The organism is Streptomyces sp. Alt3, from assembly GCF_030719215.1.
GTDB classification, from domain to species: Bacteria; Actinomycetota; Actinomycetes; order Streptomycetales; family Streptomycetaceae; genus Streptomyces; species Streptomyces glycanivorans.
Genome location: NZ_CP120983.1, coordinates 6213409 through 6233204 on the forward strand (window position 1 = coordinate 6213409; position 19796 = coordinate 6233204).

General features: G+C 71.9%; 20 protein-coding genes. 15 read left to right on the forward strand and 5 right to left on the reverse strand.

All coding sequences use genetic code 11. From position 1 onward, the window contains the following. The first annotated feature begins 43 nt into the window (after window positions 1-43). The 3 genes from P8A20_RS27410 to P8A20_RS27420 all read left to right on the forward strand — a co-directional run bounded on the left by P8A20_RS27410 (window position 44) and on the right by P8A20_RS27420 (window position 2020). The gene (locus tag P8A20_RS27410; RefSeq protein ID WP_147962970.1) at window positions 44-892 is read left to right on the forward strand and encodes an ABC transporter permease; all 849 of its coding nucleotides are present in this window, start codon (window positions 44-46) and stop codon (window positions 890-892) included. A gap of 4 nt (window positions 893-896) precedes the next feature. Then, on the forward strand, window positions 897-1727 hold the full coding sequence (locus tag P8A20_RS27415; RefSeq protein ID WP_306104406.1) for an ABC transporter permease: 831 nt from the start codon (window positions 897-899) through the stop codon (window positions 1725-1727). A 95-nt stretch (window positions 1728-1822) separates the two neighbouring features. Beyond that, a complete protein-coding gene (locus P8A20_RS27420; protein WP_147962969.1) occupies window positions 1823-2020 on the forward strand; it encodes a hypothetical protein in 198 nt (65 codons plus the stop codon). A 32-nt stretch (window positions 2021-2052) separates the two neighbouring features. On the opposite strand, the gene P8A20_RS27425 is transcribed toward P8A20_RS27420, so the two are convergent. The 5 genes from P8A20_RS27425 to P8A20_RS27445 form a co-directional block, all read right to left on the reverse strand. After that, on the reverse strand, window positions 2053-2442 hold the full coding sequence (locus P8A20_RS27425) for a TraR/DksA family transcriptional regulator (protein WP_147962968.1): 390 nt from the start codon (window positions 2440-2442) through the stop codon (window positions 2053-2055). A 59-nt stretch (window positions 2443-2501) separates the two neighbouring features. Beyond that, complete coding sequence (gene ybaK, locus P8A20_RS27430) at window positions 2502-3002, reverse strand: Cys-tRNA(Pro) deacylase (protein WP_306104407.1); 501 nt, start codon at window positions 3000-3002, stop codon at window positions 2502-2504. Window positions 3003-3018: 16 nt separating this feature from the next. Next, on the reverse strand, window positions 3019-3795 hold the full coding sequence (locus P8A20_RS27435; protein ID WP_147962966.1) for an LON peptidase substrate-binding domain-containing protein: 777 nt from the start codon (window positions 3793-3795) through the stop codon (window positions 3019-3021). Window positions 3796-3800: 5 nt separating this feature from the next. Next, window positions 3801-4841, reverse strand: a complete 1041-nt coding sequence (locus P8A20_RS27440; protein ID WP_147962965.1) for a hypothetical protein — start codon at window positions 4839-4841, stop codon at window positions 3801-3803. Between the two features lie 223 nt (window positions 4842-5064). Next, on the reverse strand, window positions 5065-6666 hold the full coding sequence (locus tag P8A20_RS27445; protein WP_147962964.1) for an oxidoreductase: 1602 nt from the start codon (window positions 6664-6666) through the stop codon (window positions 5065-5067). A gap of 159 nt (window positions 6667-6825) precedes the next feature. Between P8A20_RS27445 and hisD the strand changes: the two genes are divergently transcribed. The 12 genes from hisD to P8A20_RS27505 all read left to right on the forward strand — a co-directional run bounded on the left by hisD (window position 6826) and on the right by P8A20_RS27505 (window position 19691). Further along, window positions 6826-8148, forward strand: coding sequence for a histidinol dehydrogenase (hisD, locus tag P8A20_RS27450; RefSeq protein ID WP_147962963.1), 1323 nt, complete (start codon window positions 6826-6828; stop codon window positions 8146-8148). Next, on the forward strand, window positions 8145-9263 hold the full coding sequence (locus P8A20_RS27455; protein ID WP_147962962.1) for a histidinol-phosphate transaminase: 1119 nt from the start codon (window positions 8145-8147) through the stop codon (window positions 9261-9263). The genes hisD and P8A20_RS27455 overlap by 4 nt, the downstream gene beginning before the upstream one ends. Next, entirely contained in the window at window positions 9260-9862 is a 603-nt protein-coding gene (hisB, locus tag P8A20_RS27460) for an imidazoleglycerol-phosphate dehydratase HisB (RefSeq protein ID WP_147962961.1), read from the forward strand. Before P8A20_RS27455 ends, hisB begins: the two co-directional genes overlap by 4 nt. Next, entirely contained in the window at window positions 9859-10026 is a 168-nt protein-coding gene (locus P8A20_RS27465; protein WP_187282376.1) for a CG2302 family histidine operon protein, read from the forward strand. The genes hisB and P8A20_RS27465 overlap by 4 nt, the downstream gene beginning before the upstream one ends. A 7-nt stretch (window positions 10027-10033) precedes the next feature. Continuing rightward, on the forward strand, window positions 10034-10675 hold the full coding sequence (gene hisH, locus P8A20_RS27470) for an imidazole glycerol phosphate synthase subunit HisH (protein WP_147962960.1): 642 nt from the start codon (window positions 10034-10036) through the stop codon (window positions 10673-10675). Further along, window positions 10675-11400 carry a bifunctional 1-(5-phosphoribosyl)-5-((5-phosphoribosylamino)methylideneamino)imidazole-4-carboxamide isomerase/phosphoribosylanthranilate isomerase PriA gene (gene priA / locus P8A20_RS27475; protein ID WP_147962959.1) on the forward strand — a complete coding sequence of 242 codons (726 nt, stop codon included), beginning with the start codon at window positions 10675-10677 and terminating at the stop codon, window positions 11398-11400. The genes hisH and priA overlap by 1 nt, the downstream gene beginning before the upstream one ends. Beyond that, window positions 11397-11795: a RidA family protein gene (locus P8A20_RS27480; RefSeq protein ID WP_147962958.1), complete on the forward strand. Its 399-nt coding sequence runs from the start codon at window positions 11397-11399 to the stop codon at window positions 11793-11795. The genes priA and P8A20_RS27480 overlap by 4 nt, the downstream gene beginning before the upstream one ends. Further along, window positions 11792-12547 (forward strand): imidazole glycerol phosphate synthase subunit HisF, encoded by a 756-nt coding sequence (gene hisF / locus P8A20_RS27485; protein WP_147962957.1) that lies wholly within the window; start codon window positions 11792-11794, stop codon window positions 12545-12547. Before P8A20_RS27480 ends, hisF begins: the two co-directional genes overlap by 4 nt. A gap of 189 nt (window positions 12548-12736) precedes the next feature. Further along, entirely contained in the window at window positions 12737-13669 is a 933-nt protein-coding gene (bdeA, locus tag P8A20_RS27490; protein WP_306104408.1) for a bis(hydroxyethyl) terephthalate hydrolase, read from the forward strand. Between the two features lie 330 nt (window positions 13670-13999). Next, entirely contained in the window at window positions 14000-14935 is a 936-nt protein-coding gene (gene bdeA, locus P8A20_RS27495) for a bis(hydroxyethyl) terephthalate hydrolase (protein ID WP_147962955.1), read from the forward strand. A gap of 232 nt (window positions 14936-15167) precedes the next feature. Next, window positions 15168-19208, forward strand: a complete 4041-nt coding sequence (locus tag P8A20_RS27500; protein ID WP_306104409.1) for a golvesin C-terminal-like domain-containing protein — start codon at window positions 15168-15170, stop codon at window positions 19206-19208. Window positions 19209-19229: 21 nt separating this feature from the next. Further along, complete coding sequence (locus tag P8A20_RS27505; RefSeq protein WP_147962953.1) at window positions 19230-19691, forward strand: hypothetical protein; 462 nt, start codon at window positions 19230-19232, stop codon at window positions 19689-19691. The last annotated feature ends 105 nt before the right edge of the window (window positions 19692-19796 follow it).

A 19796-nucleotide genomic window follows, 5' to 3' on the forward strand; every position in this document is an offset into this window, starting at 1 on the left:
ACGTGTCGGGACACGTGTCGGAGACGAACGGGAGCACGGCCAGGTGACGAGCATCGTTCCCACGGAGTCCGCGAAGACGGCGCCGAAGGGCCGGGCCCCGGGCCCGGACGCAGCCGTACGGCACGCCCGCACCACCCCCGCGGCGCTCGCGCCGAGGGCCGGGCTGCTGCCGTCGCTGGCCGCCGTGTACCGGGCGCAGCTGTCGCGGGCACGGGTCGCGCGGATCCCGCTGCTGTTCGTCGCGACGTTCCAGTCCGTCGGGATCATGGTGCTGATGCGCGGGGTCGTCGACGGCGGCTCGGAGGCGCGGGCCGTGGTGGCCGGTTCCAGCGTGCTGGTCGTGGCGTTCGTCGCGCTCAACCTGCTCGCCCAGTACTTCGGCCAGCTCCGGGCGGGCGGCGGGCTCGACCACTACGCGACGCTGCCGGTGCCGCCGGCCGCGGTGGTACTGGGGGCGGCGGGAGCGTACGCCTCGTTCACCGTGCCCGGCACGATCGTCACGGCGGTGGCCGGAAGCGCGCTGTTCGGACTTCCGATGACGCACCTGTGGGTGCTCGTCGCCGTCATCCCGCTCTCCGGAGCCGCGCTCTCCGGACTGGGGGCCGCCCTGGGGCTGCTGGCGCCACGGCCGGAGCTGGCGACGCTGCTCGGGCAGCTGGGCATGTCGGCCGCGCTGCTGCTGGGCGTGCTGCCCGCCGAGCGGCTCCCCGGGCCCGTCGGTTGGGCACGCGACCTCCTTCCCTCGACCTACGGCGTCGAGGCGCTGTCCCGGTCCTTCGACGCCCACCCCGACTGGGCGGTCGTCGCCCTCGACCTCGCGGTGTGCGCGGCGGTCGGTGTGCTCTCGCTGGCCGTGGCCACCTGGGCGTACCGGCGTGCGGCGGTCCGGTGAGGCAGTGATCGCGGCGGCCTGGCACGATGGCACCGTGACCGCACCGTTGACGCCGCCGCACCAGCCCCAGCCGAACGACCCGTGGCAGGCCCCGCCGTCCGGGTCGCACGTCCTGCCCGGCAAGGACCACCCGGACGCGCAGGAGCGGCGTACGGAGCTCCGGCAGGGCGCGCTGATCGCCGCGGTCCTGACGGTCGCGGGGGTCGCCCTCGGGCTCCTCTGGCTGTGGCTGGCGCCGCGCGTACCGCTCGTCTCCGACGACGCCGCCGTGTTCCTGGAGAACAGCGAGGGCGAGGAGGCCATCGGTGCCGACGGCACCTTCGTGCTGCTGGCACTCGCCTTCGGCCTCGTCTCGGCTGTCGCGGTCTTCCTCCTCCGTCGTCGCGGCGGCATCCCGCTGGTGGTGGGCCTCGCCCTGGGCGGGCTGCTCGGCTCGCTGCTGGCGTGGGGGCTCGGTATCTGGCTGGGGCCGACGTCCGACGTGGTGGCCCACGCCAAGGAGGTCGGCAAGGGTGTCACCTTCGACGCGCCGCTGGAGCTGCACGCGGTCGGGGCGGCGGTGCTGGCCTGGCCCATCGCGGCGATGATCGTCCACCTGGGGCTGACGGCCCTGTTCGGGCCGCGCGATCCCGAGCCGGAATGGGGCTTCCCCTACGGTGCGCAGGACGCGGGGCCCGGCGGCGCGTACGGGCAGACGTCCGGGGGAGCAGCCGAGAGCCCGGCGCCCGATCCCGTCGAGAGCCCTGCTCCCGGTTCAGCCGGGAGTCAGGCGCCCGGCCGTGCCGAGGGGCCCGAGGACGGGCCGGCGGACGGGACCGGCCGGGGCCGGGCGTAGCGTCCTTCCGCGGACCCGTCGGTCTCCGCCGCCGGTGTCCTCCTGCCGGCTGTCCGTGGTGTGTTTCCGCAGCGTGGCCATGGGAAGGCGCGTGGATGAGCACCGACGAAAGGACCGACATGAGTGCCGGAGAGAAGACCAAGGCCAAGACCGAGCAGATCGTCGGGAAGGCCGTCCGCAAGGTGGCCCACGCGGTGGGTGACGAGACCACCGCGGCCAAGGGCGCGGCGCTGGAGGCCCGGGGCAGGGGACGGGACACCAAGGAGAAGTCGAAGGACACCTTCAAGCACTGAGGGACGTGCCCGCGGGCCCGGCGCGGCCAGGATCAGCGGCCCGCGCCCGCGGCGCACCGCACACAGGTCGTCGCCGCCGGACGCACCTCCAGACGGCCCGGTGGGATCGGCTCACCGCACCGCTCGCAGCGGCCGTAGTCGCCCCGCTCCAGCCGCTCCAGCGCCCGGTCCACCTCTGCCAGGTGGTCCCGCGCACGAGCCAGCAGCGAGGCGGTGTGAGCCCGCTCGAAGGCGGTGCTCGATCCCTCCGGGTCGTGCTCGTCGTCGACCGCCACCAGCGCGTTCGCCTCGACGATCGCGTCGAAATCACTGTGCAGCGCCGCGATACGGGCCTCCGTGTCGCGGCGTTCCGCGTCCAGCCGTTCGCGGGCGGAGGCGCGGTCGCCCGGCCCGTCGCCTACAGCGGAGAAGAACGCGTTCACCTCTGCGGCAACGGACGTGTCCGCTGCCGCATTCCGTGCGTACCCCGCGTGGGGCTCCGCTAGGCCCGGCCGACCGGGGCCAGGGACGCCTCCGTCAGGGACGCCAGGTCGGAGGGGGAGAGCTCGACCTCCAGCCCGCGACGGCCCGCCGACACGCAGATCGTGGCGTGGGAACCGGCCGACTCGTCCAGCACCGTACGCAGGCGTCTGCGCTGTCCCAGGGGGGAGATGCCGCCCCTCACGTACCCCGTGGTGCGCTCGGCCGCCGCCGGGTCCGCCATGGCCGCCCGCTTGCCGCCCACCGCCGAGGCCAGCGCCTTCAGGTCCAGCGATCCCGCGACCGGGACGACCGCGACGACCAGCTCGCCGTCGACCTCGGCCACCAGGGTCTTGAACACCCGGTCGGCGGACACCCCGAGCGCCTCGGCCGCCTCCTCGCCGTAGGACGGCGAGGAGGGGTCGTGGTCGTACGAGTGCACCGTGAACACGGTCCCGGCCGCGGTCAGCGCGACCGTGGCCGGGGTGCCGCCGGACTGCTGCTTCCTGGACTTCTTCGCCACCGGGCAGGTCCTCGGATCAGTTGGGGTGCGTGGGGTCGCGGGTCAGGTCGACCGCGGGCAGCGACGGCAGGTGCCGGATGACGGCGGTCTCCTTGCGCAGGAGCGCCAGCTCCTCGCGCAGCCGGGTCGCGGTGTCCGGGGCCTGGAGCAGCCGCTGCTTCGACGGGATGTCGAGCACGGCGGCGGCGGCCACCAGGTACGAGACGACGGAGGGGTCGTCCGGCAGGTCGGCGCCGGTCGTCAGCGAACGCTCGCTCGCACCCGCGAGCCGCTTCTGGTAGCTGCGGAAGGCGCGCAGCACACCCTCGGCCAGGGCACCCGCCTCGTCCCCGGCCGTGTCGTCGCCCTCGGCGGCCCCGGGGTCCTCGGGCAGTTCCTCGACCTCGGCGGTCAGGAACGGGCCGCTCGCGTCGACGGAGAGCAGGCGGACCCGGGTGGTGCCGGTCGCCAGGACCTCGTAGCTGCCGTCGGCGCGCTCACGGATCTTCGCCGCGTCCGCGACGCAGCCGACCCGGTGGAAGGTCTGGACGGGATCCGGGCCGAAGCCGTCGGCAGGGGCCCGTTCGACGGGAGGCGCCGAGGCGACGGTGTCCGGCATCCCGGTCGCAGTCGGGGCGGTCTCGCGGCCGTCGCGGATCGCGACCACCACGAAGCGGCGCGGCTCGTCCTCGTCGATCTCGAGCAGCTCGCGCATCATGGCGCGATAACGCTCCTCGAAGACGTTGAGCGGCAGCACGAGGCCGGGGAACAGCACCGCGTTCAGCGGGAAGAGGGGCAGGCGAGCGGTGGTCACAGCGGTCAAGCGTAATGGCCGCGGGGCCCGCCGTGCTCCGGCCTCCCGCACAGGGGCGTGGAAGAGGCCACCCGGAGCCGGACATCGGCCCGTGCGTCGAGGAATCCCCCGAGCGCGTCCCCGGTCACCGACGCCCAGGGGAACGAGGTGGCGCACGGCCCGATCAGCCGGAACTGCTCCAACGCCTCGGCCGCGCGCCCCCGTGCGGCCAGGACGTAGGCGAGGAGGTTACGGACCTCCGCCGGCCAGGGGTCACCGGCGGGGAATCCGGCCGAGAGGCCGATCGCGAGGTCGGCGGCGGCGTCGACCCGGTCGGCCTGCACGGAGTTCGCCCGCGCGGCGGCCTTCTCGTCCCGCAGCAGGGCGAAGGCCGCGCGTACGGGCAGCGCCTGCACGAGGGAGTCCCCGGCGGCGTCCTCGGCGGCCCGCTCGGCGAAGTCGAAGCACTCGCGATGGGAGCCGTACCACTCGGCCGAGAGGTACCGGAGCGCGGAGACATGGGTGCCGTAGTGGTGGGGACAGCGGCGTACCGCCTGTTCCCACAGCGACTCGAAGACCGTGTGCGGGGCGTGTGTGCCGCGGGCGTGGTCGAGTGCGAGCCGCCACGGCACCGGGTCACGGGGGTCGGCCTCCGTCGCCGCCGTGATCAGCGGACCCACCTCGCGCAGCAGCTCGGAGTGGGCGGGGGACTCCCATGCGCGGCGCACCGCCAGCGCGGCCTTGACCAGCAGCGCGTCCGGATCCCGCGGGGCGGCGGCCAGCCAGCCGGTGAGCCAGCCGTCGCGGCCGCGTGCGAAGGCGACCAGCCGCGCGAGGGCGCGGTCGCGCGTCTCCCAGTCGGCCGCGTCCCGGGTGGTGGCGAGGAGCTTGGCCGCGGGTTCGAACTCACCCAGGGCCGCCGCCACCAACGCGGGGGAGAGCCACTCGTCGGGGGCGTCGAGCAGCACCGCGTCGTCCGCCGGCAGCCCGGCGGACAGCCCGGGGCCGTACCGGAACGTGCGCGCGGAACTCAGCAGTGCACGGAGGAAAGCCATGGTGCAGACCATTGAAAAGCCCAGGTGGGGGCAGCGCCAGAGGGGCTCTGTGAAGCTTCTGTAGCGAGTGGAAGGGTTGCCCTGGACAAGGTCAAGAAAAGGCAAAGGAAGCGGCCGGAGCTGGCCCGAATCCGACCTTCCCGCTGCCGGTTCCCGTCCGCCCTGCCGAGCCTCGGCAAGCCTTTCGACCGCCGTGCCGACAGGGATGCGCGCGGACGGGGACGCCCACCCCGGGTCAGCCGCGCCGCAGGAGCCGGGACGCGCCCGCCGCCACCGTCGTGGCCAATATCCACCCCAGCAGCACGAGCGCCGCCGCCGCCCACTGCCAGCCCCCCTCCAGGAGCCAGTACCCGTCCTGCCCGAGATCGATCACAGGCACCAGCAGATCCAGCGCGTACAGCGACGGATTCCACTGCGGATGCTCGTCCCCCTTGATCGACTCCGGGTGGTACTGCGAGAAGGCCACCGCGCCCGCGGCCCACAGCACCGCCATCCAGACCAGCGCCCGGCCCGGCCGGTAGCCGTACGCCACCGCCCAGTCCTGGAGATAGCCCCAGATCCTCCCGGCCGGGGGCAGCGTCTCGCGCCGCCGCCGCTGCTTGGCCAGCAGCACCTCGCGGGCGTCCGCGTCCTCCCCGCAGCTGCGGAGCACCGAGGCGAGCCGCTCGTACGGCTCCGGGACGTACTCCGGGGTCGCGGCCAGCACCCACTCCAGGCGCCTCGACAGTGGGAAGTGCCCGTACGGGACGAGGTTCTCGTAGACGAAGCCGCCCATCGCCAGGCCGCCCGGCCCGGGCCAGCTGGCCGACACGTCGATCAGTGTCACGACCCGCGCGCCGTTCAGCACGACCCGGCCCTCCCGCGGCCGCTCGGCGTTGAACCGCAGCTCGGGGGTGACGATCCGGCGCAGCGACAGTTCCTCACGGTCGGCGAGCACGAACCGGGCCTTGTGCAGGTCCACCGCGTCACCGAACCGCCCGTCGTCGAGCCGCACCGCGCCCCGGCACTCGAAGGCCTGCGCACGCGTCCCGCGCGCCGGGCCGCCGCCGCGCGCGACACCGAACGGGGGAGTGGTGCCCTGGTTCCCCGTGTCGATGCTCACCCAGGCCTCCGTCATGTACAGCGTGCGCTCCACGCTCAGCTGCGGGGCGTTCAGCGCCCGCCGCCCGTCCGTGGCCCGCAGCCGGCTGCCCCGCAGGCTCAGCGAGCCGCCGACCTTCGCCCCGCGCAGGCTCAGCTCGCCCAGCGTCTCGATCATCTCGGCCTGCAGGTCCTGCGCCACCGACATCCCGTCGCCCACGAAGGCGCGGCCCCGGCGGTCGGGGCCGACACGGAGCTGGTTGATCAGCAGGTCCGTCCCGATCTGGGCGTCGGTGAGCCGGATCCCGCGCTCGACCCGGCAGCGCGGCAGATGAAGATCGCCCTCCGTGTGCAGCCGGGCCGCGTCCAGCCGCGGCACCGCGCAGCCCACCATCCGCAGCGTCGTGAAATGGCACTCGGGCAGCACCACCTCCTGCTCGAAGCGGCAGCCCGTCAGCTCCACGTACGGCGAGACGTGCCCGCCCGCCAGGTCCAGCTTCCCCGTGATGCGGACGCCCCGGAGCTTCAGCGCGGCCACCCGCCCCGGCCGCGCCGCCGGCCCGCTGAGCAGGAGCCGCGCCACCGTCCGGGCACCGACGCTCCGCTCCGGACCCCAGCTGTGCGGGGCGAACGGATCGTCGCGCACCGGATCGTGCGCGCGCAGATCGTAGGTGGTGCCGTTCCGGAATGACTGCCACATGCCCAGTTCCGCGGCGCTGAGCCCGTCGGGGATCTCGCCGTCCTGCGCTTCCGTCACTCCATCACCTCCACACGCGCGGATCACCCCGCGCCCGTACTGTCGTTCTTCCCTCTGTGTGACCGTGCGAAAGCTAACGGTCAGCAGTGACAGCCGGGACATGTATCAGCCAGTGATACGGGCGACCGGACGCCGGAACCGGTCTGAGAGAATTGCGGTGTGATCTCTCGAATCGATCTGCGCGGCACCGCCCTCCCCGAGGGTGGAGCCCTGCGCGACCTGCTGCCCCGTGCCGAGTTCGACGTGGAAGCCGCCCTGGAGACGGTGCGGCCCATCTGCGAGGACGTACGCCATCGTGGCTCGGCAGCGGTGATCGACTGGGGGGAGAAGTTCGACGGGGTGCGGCTGGACTCGATCCGGGTCCCCGCCGGTGCGGTCACCGACGCCCTGGAGACGCTCGATCCAGCCGTGCGCGCCGCCCTGGAGGAGTCGATCCGCCGCGCCCGTCTCGTCCACCGCGAGCAGCGCCGCACCACGCACACCACCCAGGTCGTCCCCGGCGGCACGGTCACCGAGAAGTGGGTGCCCGTCGAGCGTGTCGGGCTCTACGTCCCCGGCGGACGCTCGGTCTACCCCTCCTCCGTCGTCATGAACGTCGTCCCCGCGCAGGAGGCCGGCGTCGAGGGCATCGCCGTCGCGTCCCCGCCGCAGAAGGAGTTCGGCGGCCTTCCGCACCCCACGATCCTCGCCGCCTGCGCCCTCCTCGGCGTCGACGAGGTCTACGCCGCCGGCGGCTCCCAGGCCGTCGCGATGTTCGCGTACGGCACCGAGGACTGCCCGCCGGTGAACCTCGTCACCGGGCCCGGCAACATCTACGTCGCCGCCGCCAAGCGCCTCCTCAAGGGCCGCGTCGGCATCGACGCCGAAGCCGGTCCCACCGAGATCGCGATCCTCGCCGACGCGGGCGCCGACCCGGTGCACGTCGCCGCCGACCTGATCAGCCAGGCCGAGCACGACCCGATGGCCGCCGCCGTCCTCGTCACCGACTCCGAGGAGCTCGCCGCCGCCACCGAGGCCGAGCTGGCCCCGCAGGTCGCCGCGACCAAGCACGTCACCGACCGGATCGAGCCCGCGCTGGCCGGCCGCCAGTCCGCGATCGTCCTCGTCGACGACCTGGAGGACGGCCTCAAGGTCGTCGACGCGTACGCCGCCGAACACCTGGAGATCCAGACGGAGAACGCCGCCGCCGTCGCCGACCGGGTCCGCAACGCCGGAGCGGTCTTCGTCGGCCCGTGGTCTCCCGTCTCCCTCGGCGACTACTGCGCCGGCTCCAACCACGTCCTGCCCACCGGCGGCTGCGCCTGCCACTCCTCGGGCCTGTCCGTGCAGTCCTTCCTGCGCGGCATCCACATCGTCGACTACACCCGCGACGCGCTCGCCGAGGTCACCCACCACGTGGTGACCCTCGCCGAGGCGGAGGACCTCCCCGCCCACGGCGCCGCGCTCAAGGCCAGGTTCGGCTGGAAGGTTCCGCAGGCGTGACGAACAGCACCAATCCCTGGGACGCGCTCCCGATCCGCGACGAACTGCGCGGGCAGTCCCCGTACGGAGCGCCCCAGCTGGACGTACCGGTCCGGCTGAACACCAACGAGAACCCGTACCCGCTGCCCGACGCGCTCGTCGACCGCATCGCCGAGCGGGTCCGCGAAGCCGCCCGCGACCTCAACCGCTACCCCGACCGCGACGCCGTGGAGCTCCGCACCGAGCTCGCCCGCTACCTCACCCGCACCGCCGGGCACGAGGTCTCCGCCGTCAACGTCTGGGCCGCCAACGGCTCCAACGAGGTACTCCAGCAGCTGCTCCAGACCTTCGGCGGCCCCGGGCGCACCGCGATCGGCTTCGAGCCCTCGTACTCGATGCACGCCCTCATCGCACGCGGCACCGGCACCGGCTGGATCTCCGGGCCGCGCAACGAGGACTTCACCATCGACGTGGAGGCCGCGAAGAAGGCCATCGCCGAACACCGGCCCGAGGTCGTCTTCATCACCTCGCCCAACAACCCCACCGGCACCGCCGTGGACGCCGGGACCGTCCTCGCGCTGTACGACGCCGCCCAGGCGGCCAGGCCCTCGATGGTCGTCGTCGACGAGGCCTACGGCGAGTTCAGCCACCACCCCTCGCTGCTCCCGCTCATCGAGGGCCGCCCCCACCTGGTGCTCTCCCGCACCATGTCGAAGGCCTTCGGCGCCGCCGGCCTGCGCCTCGGCTACCTCGCGGCGGCCCCCGCCGTCGTCGACGCGGTCCAGCTGGTGCGCCTGCCGTACCACCTGTCCTCCGTCACCCAGGCCACCGCGCTCGCCGCCCTGGAGCACACCGATACGCTGCTCGGGTACGTCGCGCAGCTCAAGAGCGAGCGCGACCGGCTGGTCGACGGACTGCGGGAGCTCGGCTTCGCCGTCACCGACTCGGACGCCAACTTCGTCCAGTTCGGCCGCTTCGCCGACAGCCACACCGCCTGGCAGCAGATCCTCGACCGGGGAGTCCTGGTCCGGGACAACGGCGTACCGGGATGGCTGCGGGTCTCCGCGGGGACCCCGGCCGAGAACGACGCGTTCCTCGATGCGGTGCGCGAACTGAAGAAGGAGCACGACGCATGACTCGCGAGGCCCGCGTAGGAAGAGTGGAGCGGACCACCAAGGAGACCTCCGTGCTCGTCGAGATCAACCTCGACGGCACCGGCAAGGTCGACGTGTCGACCGGGGTCGGCTTCTACGACCACATGCTCGACCAGCTCGGCCGCCACGGCCTCTTCGACCTCACGGTCAAGACCGAGGGCGACCTGCACATCGACTCGCACCACACCATCGAGGACACCGCCCTCGCGCTCGGCGCCGCCTTCCGGCAGGCGCTCGGCGACAAGGTCGGGATCTACCGCTTCGGCAACTGCACCGTCCCGCTGGACGAGTCGCTCGCCCAGGTCACCGTCGACCTCTCCGGCCGCCCCTACCTGGTGCACACCGAGCCGGAGAAGATGGCGCCGATGATCGGCGAGTACGACACGACGATGACCCGGCACATCCTGGAGTCCTTCGTCGCCCAGGCGCAGATCGCCCTGCACGTGCACGTGCCGTACGGGCGCAACGCCCACCACATCGTGGAGTGCCAGTTCAAGGCACTGGCCCGCGCCCTGCGGTACGCCAGTGAGCACGACACGCGCGCGGCCGGCATCCTCCCCTCCACGAAGGGCGCCCTGTGACCGGCCTCAACACCGTTCTGATCCTCGTCGGCCTCTTCCTGGCCGGCGGGGTCTACTCCTTCTGGAAGCAGGGCATGCCCAAGGGCGTCGTCGTGCTCCTCGGGATCGGCTCCGTGATGTGCCTGGTGGCGGGCATCATGCGGATCCAGGGACTCTGGGACTGAGGAAACTGTGAGCGACAAGAAGAAGGTCGTCGTCTTCGACTACGGCTTCGGCAACGTCCGGTCCGCCGAGCGGGCCCTCGCCCACGTCGGCGCGGACGTGCAGATCACCCGCGACTTCGACACCGCGATGAACGCCGACGGGCTGCTCGTCCCCGGCGTCGGCGCCTACTCTGCCTGCATGGCGGGTCTGAAGAAGGCGCGCGGCGAATGGATCGTCGGCCGCAGGCTGTCCGGCGGCCGGCCCGTCATGGGCATCTGCGTCGGGATGCAGATCCTGTTCGAGCGCGGCATCGAGCACGGCGTCGAGACGGAGGGCCTCGACGAGTGGCCCGGCACCGTCGGACCGCTGAAGGCCGACGTCGTGCCCCACATGGGCTGGAACACCGTCGAATCCCCCGAGGGGTCCCAGCTCTTCGCGGGCCTGGACCCCGAGGCCCGGTACTACTTCGTGCACTCCTACGCGGCGCACGACTGGTCCCTCGAAGTGACCAACGCCAAGATCCGCGCGCCGAAGGTCACCTGGGCCACGCACGGAGAGCGGTTCGTGGCCGCCGTCGAGAACGGCGCGCTGTGGGCCACCCAGTTCCACCCCGAGAAGTCCGGCGATGCCGGCGCCCAGCTGCTGACCAACTGGATCGAGACGCTGTAATGCCGAAGCTTGAACTGCTCCCCGCCGTAGACGTACGCGACGGACAGGCCGTCCGCCTCGTGCACGGCGAATCCGGCTCCGAGACCTCCTACGGCTCCCCGCTCGAGGCGGCCCTCGCCTGGCAGAGCTCCGGCGCCGAGTGGCTGCACCTCGTCGACCTGGACGCCGCCTTCGGTACCGGCGACAACCGTGCGCTGATCGCCGAGGTGGCCGGCGCCATGGACATCAAGGTCGAGCTCTCCGGCGGCATCCGCGACGACGCGTCGCTCGCCGCGGCCCTCGCCACCGGCTGCCGCCGGGTCAACCTCGGCACCGCCGCCCTGGAGACCCCCGAATGGGTCGCCAAGGTCATCGCCGAGCACGGCGACAAGATCGCCGTCGGCCTCGACGTCCGCGGCACGACACTGCGCGGCCGCGGCTGGACCCGCGACGGCGGCGACCTCTACGAGACGCTTGCCCGCCTCGACTCCGAGGGCTGCGCCCGCTACGTCGTGACCGACATCGCCAAGGACGGCACGCTGCAGGGCCCCAACCTGGCCCTCCTGCGGGACGTCTGCGCCGCCACCGACAAGCCTGTCGTCGCCTCCGGCGGCGTCTCCTCGCTCGCGGACCTGCGCGCGATCTCCCTGCTCGTCCCGGAAGGCGTCGAGGGGGCCATCGTCGGCAAGGCGCTGTACGCGGAGGCGTTCACCCTCGAGGAGGCCCTCAAGGCGGTCGCCGCATGACGGACTCCGTACGCCGCGTGTCCTCGGGCGCCCCCTGGGAGGAGAAGTTCGGCTACTCCCGCGCGGTGGAACTCCCCACCGGGCTCGTCCTGGTCTCCGGCTGCACATCGGTGGTCGACGGCCAGATCCTGGCGGGCAGCCCGTACGAGCAGGCCGCCGCCTCCTTCCAGGTCGCCTTCGACGCCCTGAAGCAGGTCGGACTCGGCCGTGAGGACGTCGTCCGCACCCGGATGTACATCACGCACGCCCGGGACGTCGACGAGGTGGGCCGCGCCCACAAGGAGCTGTTCGACGACGTCCGCCCCGCCGCCTCCATGATCATCGTGTCCGGCTTCGTCGACCCCTCCCTGGTCGTCGAGGTCGAGGTCGAGGCCTACCGGGCAGGTGAGCGATGACTCTCGCCGTACGGGTCATCCCGTGCCTGGACGTCGACAAGGGCCGCGTCGTCAAGGGGGTCAACTTCCAGAACCTGCGCGACGCGGGCGACCCCGTCGAGATGGCGAAGCTCTACGACGCCGAGGGCGCCGACGAGTTGACGTTCCTCGACATCACCGCCTCCAGCGGTGACCGCGAGACGACGTACGACGTCGTGCGCCGCACCGCCGAGCAGGTCTTCATCCCGCTCACCGTCGGCGGCGGGGTCCGCACCCCCGACGACGTCGACAAGCTGCTGCGCGCCGGGGCCGACAAGGTGGGGGTCAACACCGCCGCCATCGCCCGCCCCGAGCTCATCCGCGAGATCGCCGAACGCTTCGGGCGCCAGGTGCTCGTCCTGTCCGTCGACGCCAGGCGCACCCCCGAGGGCACCTTCGAGGTGACGACCCACGGAGGACGCAGGGGCACCGGCATCGACGCCGTCGAGTGGGCACACCGCGCCGCCGACCTCGGCGCGGGCGAGATCCTGCTCAACTCGATGGACGCCGACGGCACGAAGGACGGCTACGACACCGAGATGATCAAGGCGGTTCGGGCCCACGTCACCGTCCCCGTCATCGCCTCCGGTGGCGCCGGCCGCCTCGCGGACTTCGCGCCGGCCATCGACGCGGGCGCCGACGCGGTCCTCGCCGCGTCCGTCTTCCACTTCGGTGACCTGCGGATCTCCGAGGTCAAGGGCGCTCTGCGCGAGACCGGACACCCCGTTCGCTGACCCCGCCCAGAGGGACAGCCGTACGGGAAGACCGGCGATCTCGCCGATGTCCGCACGCAGCTCACGCCGCAAGAGTGGCGCCGTCAGCAACTGACGGCGCCACCCACGCGGTGCTCCCCCGAAGGTCCCGGACGACGGGCCCCCGGCTGCCGCGTCGTGGTTGCGCCACGACCGAGAGGATCCCCCCTCGTGCAGCAGCACCTCCCCTCCGGCGACATCTCCCCACGCAGCCACCGGATGTCGAAGAGCCGCTCCCGTACCGTCAAGCTGGGCATCGCGGCCGCGGCCGCCACCGCCGGTCTGGTCACCGCGTTGATGCCGGGCGCCCAGGCCGCCGACAATCCGTACGAGCGCGGACCCGCGCCGAGCAATTCGAGCATCGAGGCGAGCCGCGGCTCGTACGCCACGTCCCAGACGACCGTGTCCTCGCTGAGCGTCAGCGGTTTCGGCGGGGGCACCATCTACTACCCGACGTCCACGTCCGACGGGACGTTCGGGGCAGTCGTGATCTCGCCCGGCTTCACCGCCTACCAGTCGAGCATCGCCTGGCTGGGGCCACGTCTGGCCTCGCAGGGCTTCGTGGTCTTCACGATCGACACCAACACGACCGCGGACCAGCCGGCCAGCCGTGGTGACCAGCTGCTCGCGGCGCTGGACTACCTGACCGGTACGAGTTCGGTGCGGAGCCGGGTCGACGCCTCCCGCCTCGGTGTGATGGGCCACTCGATGGGTGGCGGTGGCACGCTGGAGGCGGCGAAGGACCGTCCGTCGTTGCAGGCGGCGATCCCGCTGACGGGCTGGAACACGGACAAGACGTGGCCGGAGGTGCAGACGCCGACGCTGGTCATAGGTGCGGACGGTGACACGGTCGCCCCGGTGGCGACGCACTCGGAGCCGTTCTACAACTCGCTGCCGAGTTCGCTGGACAAGGCGTATCTGGAACTGCGGGGGGCGACGCACTTCACGCCGAACTCGTCGAACACGACGATCGCGAAGTACAGCATCTCGTGGCTGAAGCGGTTCATCGACAACGACACCCGCTACGAACAGTTCCTCTGCCCGCTGCCGTCGACGAGCCTCACGATCGCCGAGTACAAGGGCAACTGCCCGCACACCTCCTGACCGACAGCACCTCCGCGACCTCCTGGCCGACAGCACCTGGAGCCGGACCGCGTCATGCGGTCCGGCTCCTCGTGCTTCCGCTCCGCTCCCGCCGACCGCGTCATGCGGTCCGGCTCCTCGTGCTTCCGCTCCGCTCCCGCCGACCGCGTGGCCGCCCGCGGCCAAGACCGGCGATCTCGCCGATGCCCGCGTGGGTGCCCCACCGCGACAGTGGCGACAGGCCGATGAACGACGGCGCGCCAACCCACGCGGTGCACCCCACGGACGCCCCAGGACGACGGGGCGGCCGGCCCCCGCGGTGAGGTGACGCCCCAACCGAGAGGAACCCTCGTGCAGCAGCACCTCCCCTCCGGCGACATCTCCCCACGCAGCCACCGGATGTCGAAGAGCCGCTCCCGTACCTTCAAGGGCGCCCTGGCAGCCGCCGCGGCGACCGCCGGTCTGCTCACCGCGCTCGTCCCCGGCGGAGCCCAGGCCGCCGACAATCCGTACGAGCGCGGACCCGCGCCGAGCAATTCGAGCATCGAGGCGCTCCGCGGCTCGTACGCCACGTCCCAGACCTCCGTGTCCTCTCTGAGCGTCAGAGGCTTCGGCGGCGGGACGATCTACTACCCGACGTCCACCTCGGACGGGACGTTCGGGGCAGTGGTCATCTCGCCCGGCTTCACCGCCTACGAGTCGAGCATCGCCTGGCTGGGGCCGCGTCTGGCCTCGCAGGGCTTCGTGGTGTTCACCATCGACACCAACACCACGCTGGACCAGCCGGCCAGCCGTGGTGACCAGCTGCTCGCGGCGCTGGACTACCTGACCGGTACGAGTTCGGTGCGGAGCAGGGTCGACTCCTCGCGGCTGGGCGTGATGGGCCACTCGATGGGTGGCGGTGGCACGCTGGAGGCTGCGAAGGACCGTCCGTCGTTGCAGGCGGCGATCCCGCTGACGGGCTGGAACACGGACAAGACGTGGCCGGAGGTGAAGACGCCGACGCTGGTGATCGGTGCGGACGGTGACACGGTCGCCCCGGTGGCCACGCATTCCAAGCCGTTCTACAACTCGCTGCCGAGTTCGCTGGACAAGGCGTATCTGGAGCTGCGGGGGGCGACGCACTTCACGCCGAACACGTCCAACACGACGATCGCGAAGTACAGCATCTCGTGGCTGAAGCGGTTCATCGACAACGACACCCGCTACGAGCAGTTCCTCTGCCCACTGCCGTCGACGAGCCTCACGATCGCCGAGTACAAGGGCAACTGCCCGCACACCTCCTGACCACGGACGGCGGGGGCGCGTTCCGGGCCCCCGCCGTCCGAGGCACCTCCCCGTGTCACCGCGACGGCCGCCCACATCCGGTGGGCGGCCGTCCTCTCCCATGGGCGGACATCCTCCGGCGAGAAGCGGAGTTGGAGCCGCCGTTCCGTGACACGCGTGCCGAGAGTGACGCGAGATGGCCATGGGCCATCATCTGCGGCGCACACCACGCAGACAACGGGAGGCCGCAAGCATGAGAGCCAGGCCGAAGGCGGGTCACAGGCACCGCAGCAGAGCCGTACGCACCACCGTCGTACTCGCCACCGCCGCAGCACTGATCGCCGCGCTCCCCGTGGGGGCGAACGCCGCACCTGAACCGAAGGCGCCCCCAGGGTCCGTCCAGGGCTGGAGCGGTGAAAAGACGAAGTCCGAGGACTCCGTGCGGCCGGTGGCCCTGCCGGAGGGACAACGCGCCGCCGTGCTCGGCAAGGCGTACACCGCGTCCGACGACCTCGCGTGGAGCACCTCCGGGGACGCCGCCGGGTTCCACCTCCTGACCGCCCGACGCGCGGACGGCTACGCCTGGCGCACCGCGGCCACCCTGGCCGAGCCGGGCTTCGAGGCCGACAGCTGGATCGGCAACGTCTGCGTCACCGGCTCCGGCAAGCGCGCCGTGGTCGCGTACGCACCCCGCACCTTCACCAACGACCAGCAGCTCATGTCGCGCGGCGCGTTCACCGCTGTCGTGGAGCTGGCCACGGGGAAGGTCACCAAACTCCCCTTCCAGGCGTCCCTGGCCTACTTCTCACCGGGATGCGGCACCGACGAGACGGCCGTGTTCTCGCAGCTCGCCGACGACCGCTCCGCGCGCAACGAGACCCGGATCGTCAGGGTGGACGCGGCGTCAGGGAAGGCCGCCGAACCCCTGACGCTGGCGGGCCAGGTGACCTCTGCCGTGCCGTACGGCGACGACGTCGTCGCGGCCGACGGGAACAGGCTCGTCCGGATCGACCGGAAGGGCGCGCGCAGCACCGTCGCCCTCACCCGGCGCATCCCCTTCCAGCTGAAGGCCGACCGCGACGGGGGCCTCGTCTACCTCGACCGGCCCACGGCCCCGGCGAAGGCCGGAGCTGCGGCAGCCGAGGACGGCGCCGTCATGCGGGTCGACGCGGCCGCTGTGAGGACCGGGAAGGGCGCCCCGAGCGAGCTCGCCACCGGCACCCTCACGAAGATGGACCTCACGTCGAGCGCCGAGGGCACCGTGATGGTGACCGGTGAGACCCGGCAGGCCGTCTCCGCCCTGCCCGCCGTCGTGCGCCGCCCGGCGGACGCCCCCAAGGACGCGCACGCCTCCACCGACGGCAAGGTCCTGGTGACCGCCGCCGGCTGGAGCGGCGACGGCAAGCACCCGGCCCGCGCCGGAGAGACCGGTGCCGAGCGCACCGCGCTCATCGACCTCAAGGACCTGGGCACCGGCAGGACGGCCGCCCTGGAGATCCTGCCCGGTGGCGCCCCGCACCAGGACGCCGGCCAGAAGCTCTCCCCGGCGCTGGAAGGGGTCGGGACCACGGCACCCGGTGACCGCACCGCGTCCCTCGCGGCGGCGGCCGACCCGCACAACCCGGTCGAGGCGGAGCGCACCTGCGCCGTCGCCCGCGGTGACGCCCGCCAGCAGGCGTTCCAGCCGACACCCCGCCAGGTGGAGTGGGCGGTGGACCAGGCGATCAGCAACAACCTGAACAAGCTGGTGTCCCGCCCGGCCAACTGGAAGAGCACCGGCGTCGGTTCCTACGCGCCCCAGCAGCTGTTCCCGCGGGACTCGCTGACCGGCGGCGGCCAGATACCGGCGCAGGTCATGCTCGGGATCACCGCTCAGGAATCCAACATGTGGCAGGCCACCAGGTACGCAGTCCCCGGGGTGACCGCCAACTCCCTGATCGGCAACTACTACGGCACCAAGTACAACTCCGACGGCCAGATCCCCGACCCGTGGGCGATCGACTGGTCCGAGTCGGACTGCGGCTACGGCATCACCCAGGTCACCGACAACATGCGCGCGAGCGACACCGGATGGTCCTCGCTCCAGCAGAAGGCCGTGGCCGTCGACTACACCGCGAACATCGCGGCCGGCGTCAACATCCTGATCGAGAAGTGGAACCAGACCAAGGCCGGCGGGATGACCATCGCCAACGGCGACCCGAAGTACCTGGAGAGCTGGTTCTTCGCGCTGTGGGCGTACAACTCGGGCTACTACCCCGAGGCCGACGCGAGCAAGAACAAGGGCAAGTGGGGCCTCGGCTTCACCAACAACCCGGCCAACCCGCTGTGGAAGGCCAACCGCACCCCGTTCCTGGAGAACGCGAGCGGTACCGACGACTACTCGCACGCCGCGAACCCGCAGCACTGGCCCTACCAGGAGAAGGTACTCGGCTGGGCCGCCCGCCCCATCTCGGCCCTCTTCAAGCCCGGTGACATGCAGGCCGGGTACCGCCCCGCCTGGTGGACGACCGTCGCGGACCGTACGGCGCTGAAGCCGCCGGAGTCGCTGTTCTGCACCACCGCCAACGAGTGCGACCCGAGCAAGATCGGCCCGAACGACTCCAACGACCCCGGCATGGGAGCCTGCACCCGCACCGACCTCTACTGCTGGTGGAACAAGCCGATCCCGGCGACCACCTGGAAGAACTGTGCCGTCGGAGTCTGCGGCAACGCGATCCACCGCTTCGACGACACCTATCCCGAACAGCCGGACGAGAACTCCTACGCGCCGCGCTGCTCGGGCGGCGTTCCCGGCGACGCGCTGGTCATCGACGACGTGGCCGACGGCATCCGGCCGTCCGGGTCGGACAGCCGCTGCCCGTCGGCGGTGTCCTCCGCGGGCACCTTCGAGTTCACCTTCGCCGAGTCGGGCGGTTTCTACCCGGGCAAGATCGACCTGCATCAGATCGGAGCCGGCTACAGCAACCACTTCTGGTTCACCCACAGCCGCGAGACCGGCACCGGCGACGCCAACCGCCTCAGTACCACGGGCACCTGGAAACTGGGCAAGGCGCTCAACGGCTGGTCCCGGGTGATGGTGCACATCCCCGACCACGGGGCGCACACCCAGCAGGCCAAGTACGAGATCGACACCGGCTCCGGCTCGTTCACCCGTACCCGCTACGTCAACCAGAAGATCAAGGCCAACACCTGGGTCTCGCTCGGCGTGTACAACATGAGCGGCACGCCCCGGGTCCGCCTCGGCAGCCAGACCGAGGACGGGGACGGCAGCGAGGACGTGGCCTGGGACGCGGTGGCCTTCCAGCCGCTGCCGGCCAAGCCGAAGCACGTCGTGGCCGTCCTCGGCGACTCCTACACCTCGGGCGAGGGGGCCGGCGACTACAGCCCCGAGTCCGACGCGGACCACGGCACCGACCGCTGGAACGCCTGCCGGCGCAGCGACAACGCATGGTCCCGGAAGGTCGTCCTGCCGGGTACCTCGACCTCGCTGGGCCAGCTCTCGGACGACTGGAGCTCCACCGCCGAACTCGGTTTCGTGGCCTGCTCGGGTGCGATGACCAGGAACGTCTGGAACAGTCCGTTCGACGCGGATTCGCAGAGTTTCGGCGAAGGGCAGTTCAAGGAGATCAACCAGGTCAACTCCGGGGTGCTCACCCCGGAGACCACCCTGGTGATGCTCACGCTCGGCGGCAACGACGGCGGCGGGTTCACCAACGCCATGATGGACTGCGCGGGCATCGGGACCAACTGCAACGAGGACCCGGACTTCCTGCCCAAGTACAAGGGCATCGTCGACCGGACGATGATCCCCAACCTGTCGAGCACCCTGAGCGACATCGCGCTCAAGGCGCCGAACGCGCAGATCGTGCTCATGGGCTATCCGGAACTGCTCAGCCGTACGGTCAAGTGCGCCGGTTCGCTCTACTACATGATGCCCGAGGTCGCCGCGCTGGCCGAGCTGGTCAACCACGCCGACACCGAGCAGGAGAAACTGGTCGGGCAGCTCAAGACCGGTGGCATGAAGATCGCGTACGCGAACCCGGTCGACGCCTTCGTCGGCCACGCGGGCTGCGACGACCCCGAGTGGATCAACAAGATCGTCATCGGCCCCAACGGCGACGGCGACTTCCACCAGGGTGACCCGGTCACCAAGGTCACCGGTTCCTGCACGGCCGACTGGCTCCCCGAGGGGTGCCTCAGCCGCGAGTCCTTCCACCCGAAGTCCGACGGCACCACGGGGTACGCGAACGTGATGAAGTCGAGACTGACCGCACTCGGATACACAGGCTCGTGATGCGGTACGACCGTCGGTGACATGAGCGATCACACGGAACACCCTCCGACGGGCCGGCCGGCCGGACGCGTGAAGGCGCGCCGGCCGGCAGGCGCCGTCGTTGTCGTAACGGTCGCCCTGGCGGCGCTCGTCCTCGCGGTCGCGGGAACGCTCCTGTGGTGGCTCGGGGACCGGCTGCCCGAGGGGGCCGACCGCACACGCACGGAGAACCAGCGCCTCCAGGTGGCGGGCCTCGCCCGGCAGCTGGCGGACGCGGCCCAGGACGGGGAACTCACGGACTCCGAGATCGGCCGCATCGTGCGGGCCGACCCCTGGCGGGTGGACCGGCCCGTGGCCGGTGGCGTACGCGTCGTCGTCACGACGGTCCCGGCCCTGGCCGACGAACCCGCTTCCTGCACGGAGTTCACCCTCCCGGCCCCTCTGGGGCCCGGCACCGAGGCCGCAAACACCCCCGCGAAGGAGGACTGCCCGCTACCCGACTGAGCACCGCCACGACCGGGGCCCCGACGGACAGGACGGCCCCGGTTCCCCGACGGAGCCGTGCCGAGGGCCGGGCCGCGCCGGCCGCGGTCCGGCCCCCGGCACGGC

Coding starts and splice junctions, on each gene's coding strand:
- P8A20_RS27420 (WP_147962969.1), top strand. CDS start 1,823: ATGAGCACCGACGAAAGGACCGACATGAGTGCCGGAGAGAAGACCAAG.
- P8A20_RS27440 (WP_147962965.1), bottom strand. CDS start 4,841: ATGGTCTGCACCATGGCTTTCCTCCGTGCACTGCTGAGTTCCGCGCGC.
- hisB (WP_147962961.1), top strand. CDS start 9,260: ATGACTCGCGAGGCCCGCGTAGGAAGAGTGGAGCGGACCACCAAGGAG.
- priA (WP_147962959.1), top strand. CDS start 10,675: ATGCCGAAGCTTGAACTGCTCCCCGCCGTAGACGTACGCGACGGACAG.
- P8A20_RS27480 (WP_147962958.1), top strand. CDS start 11,397: ATGACGGACTCCGTACGCCGCGTGTCCTCGGGCGCCCCCTGGGAGGAG.
- hisF (WP_147962957.1), top strand. CDS start 11,792: ATGACTCTCGCCGTACGGGTCATCCCGTGCCTGGACGTCGACAAGGGC.
- P8A20_RS27500 (WP_306104409.1), top strand. CDS start 15,168: ATGAGAGCCAGGCCGAAGGCGGGTCACAGGCACCGCAGCAGAGCCGTA.
- P8A20_RS27505 (WP_147962953.1), top strand. CDS start 19,230: ATGAGCGATCACACGGAACACCCTCCGACGGGCCGGCCGGCCGGACGC.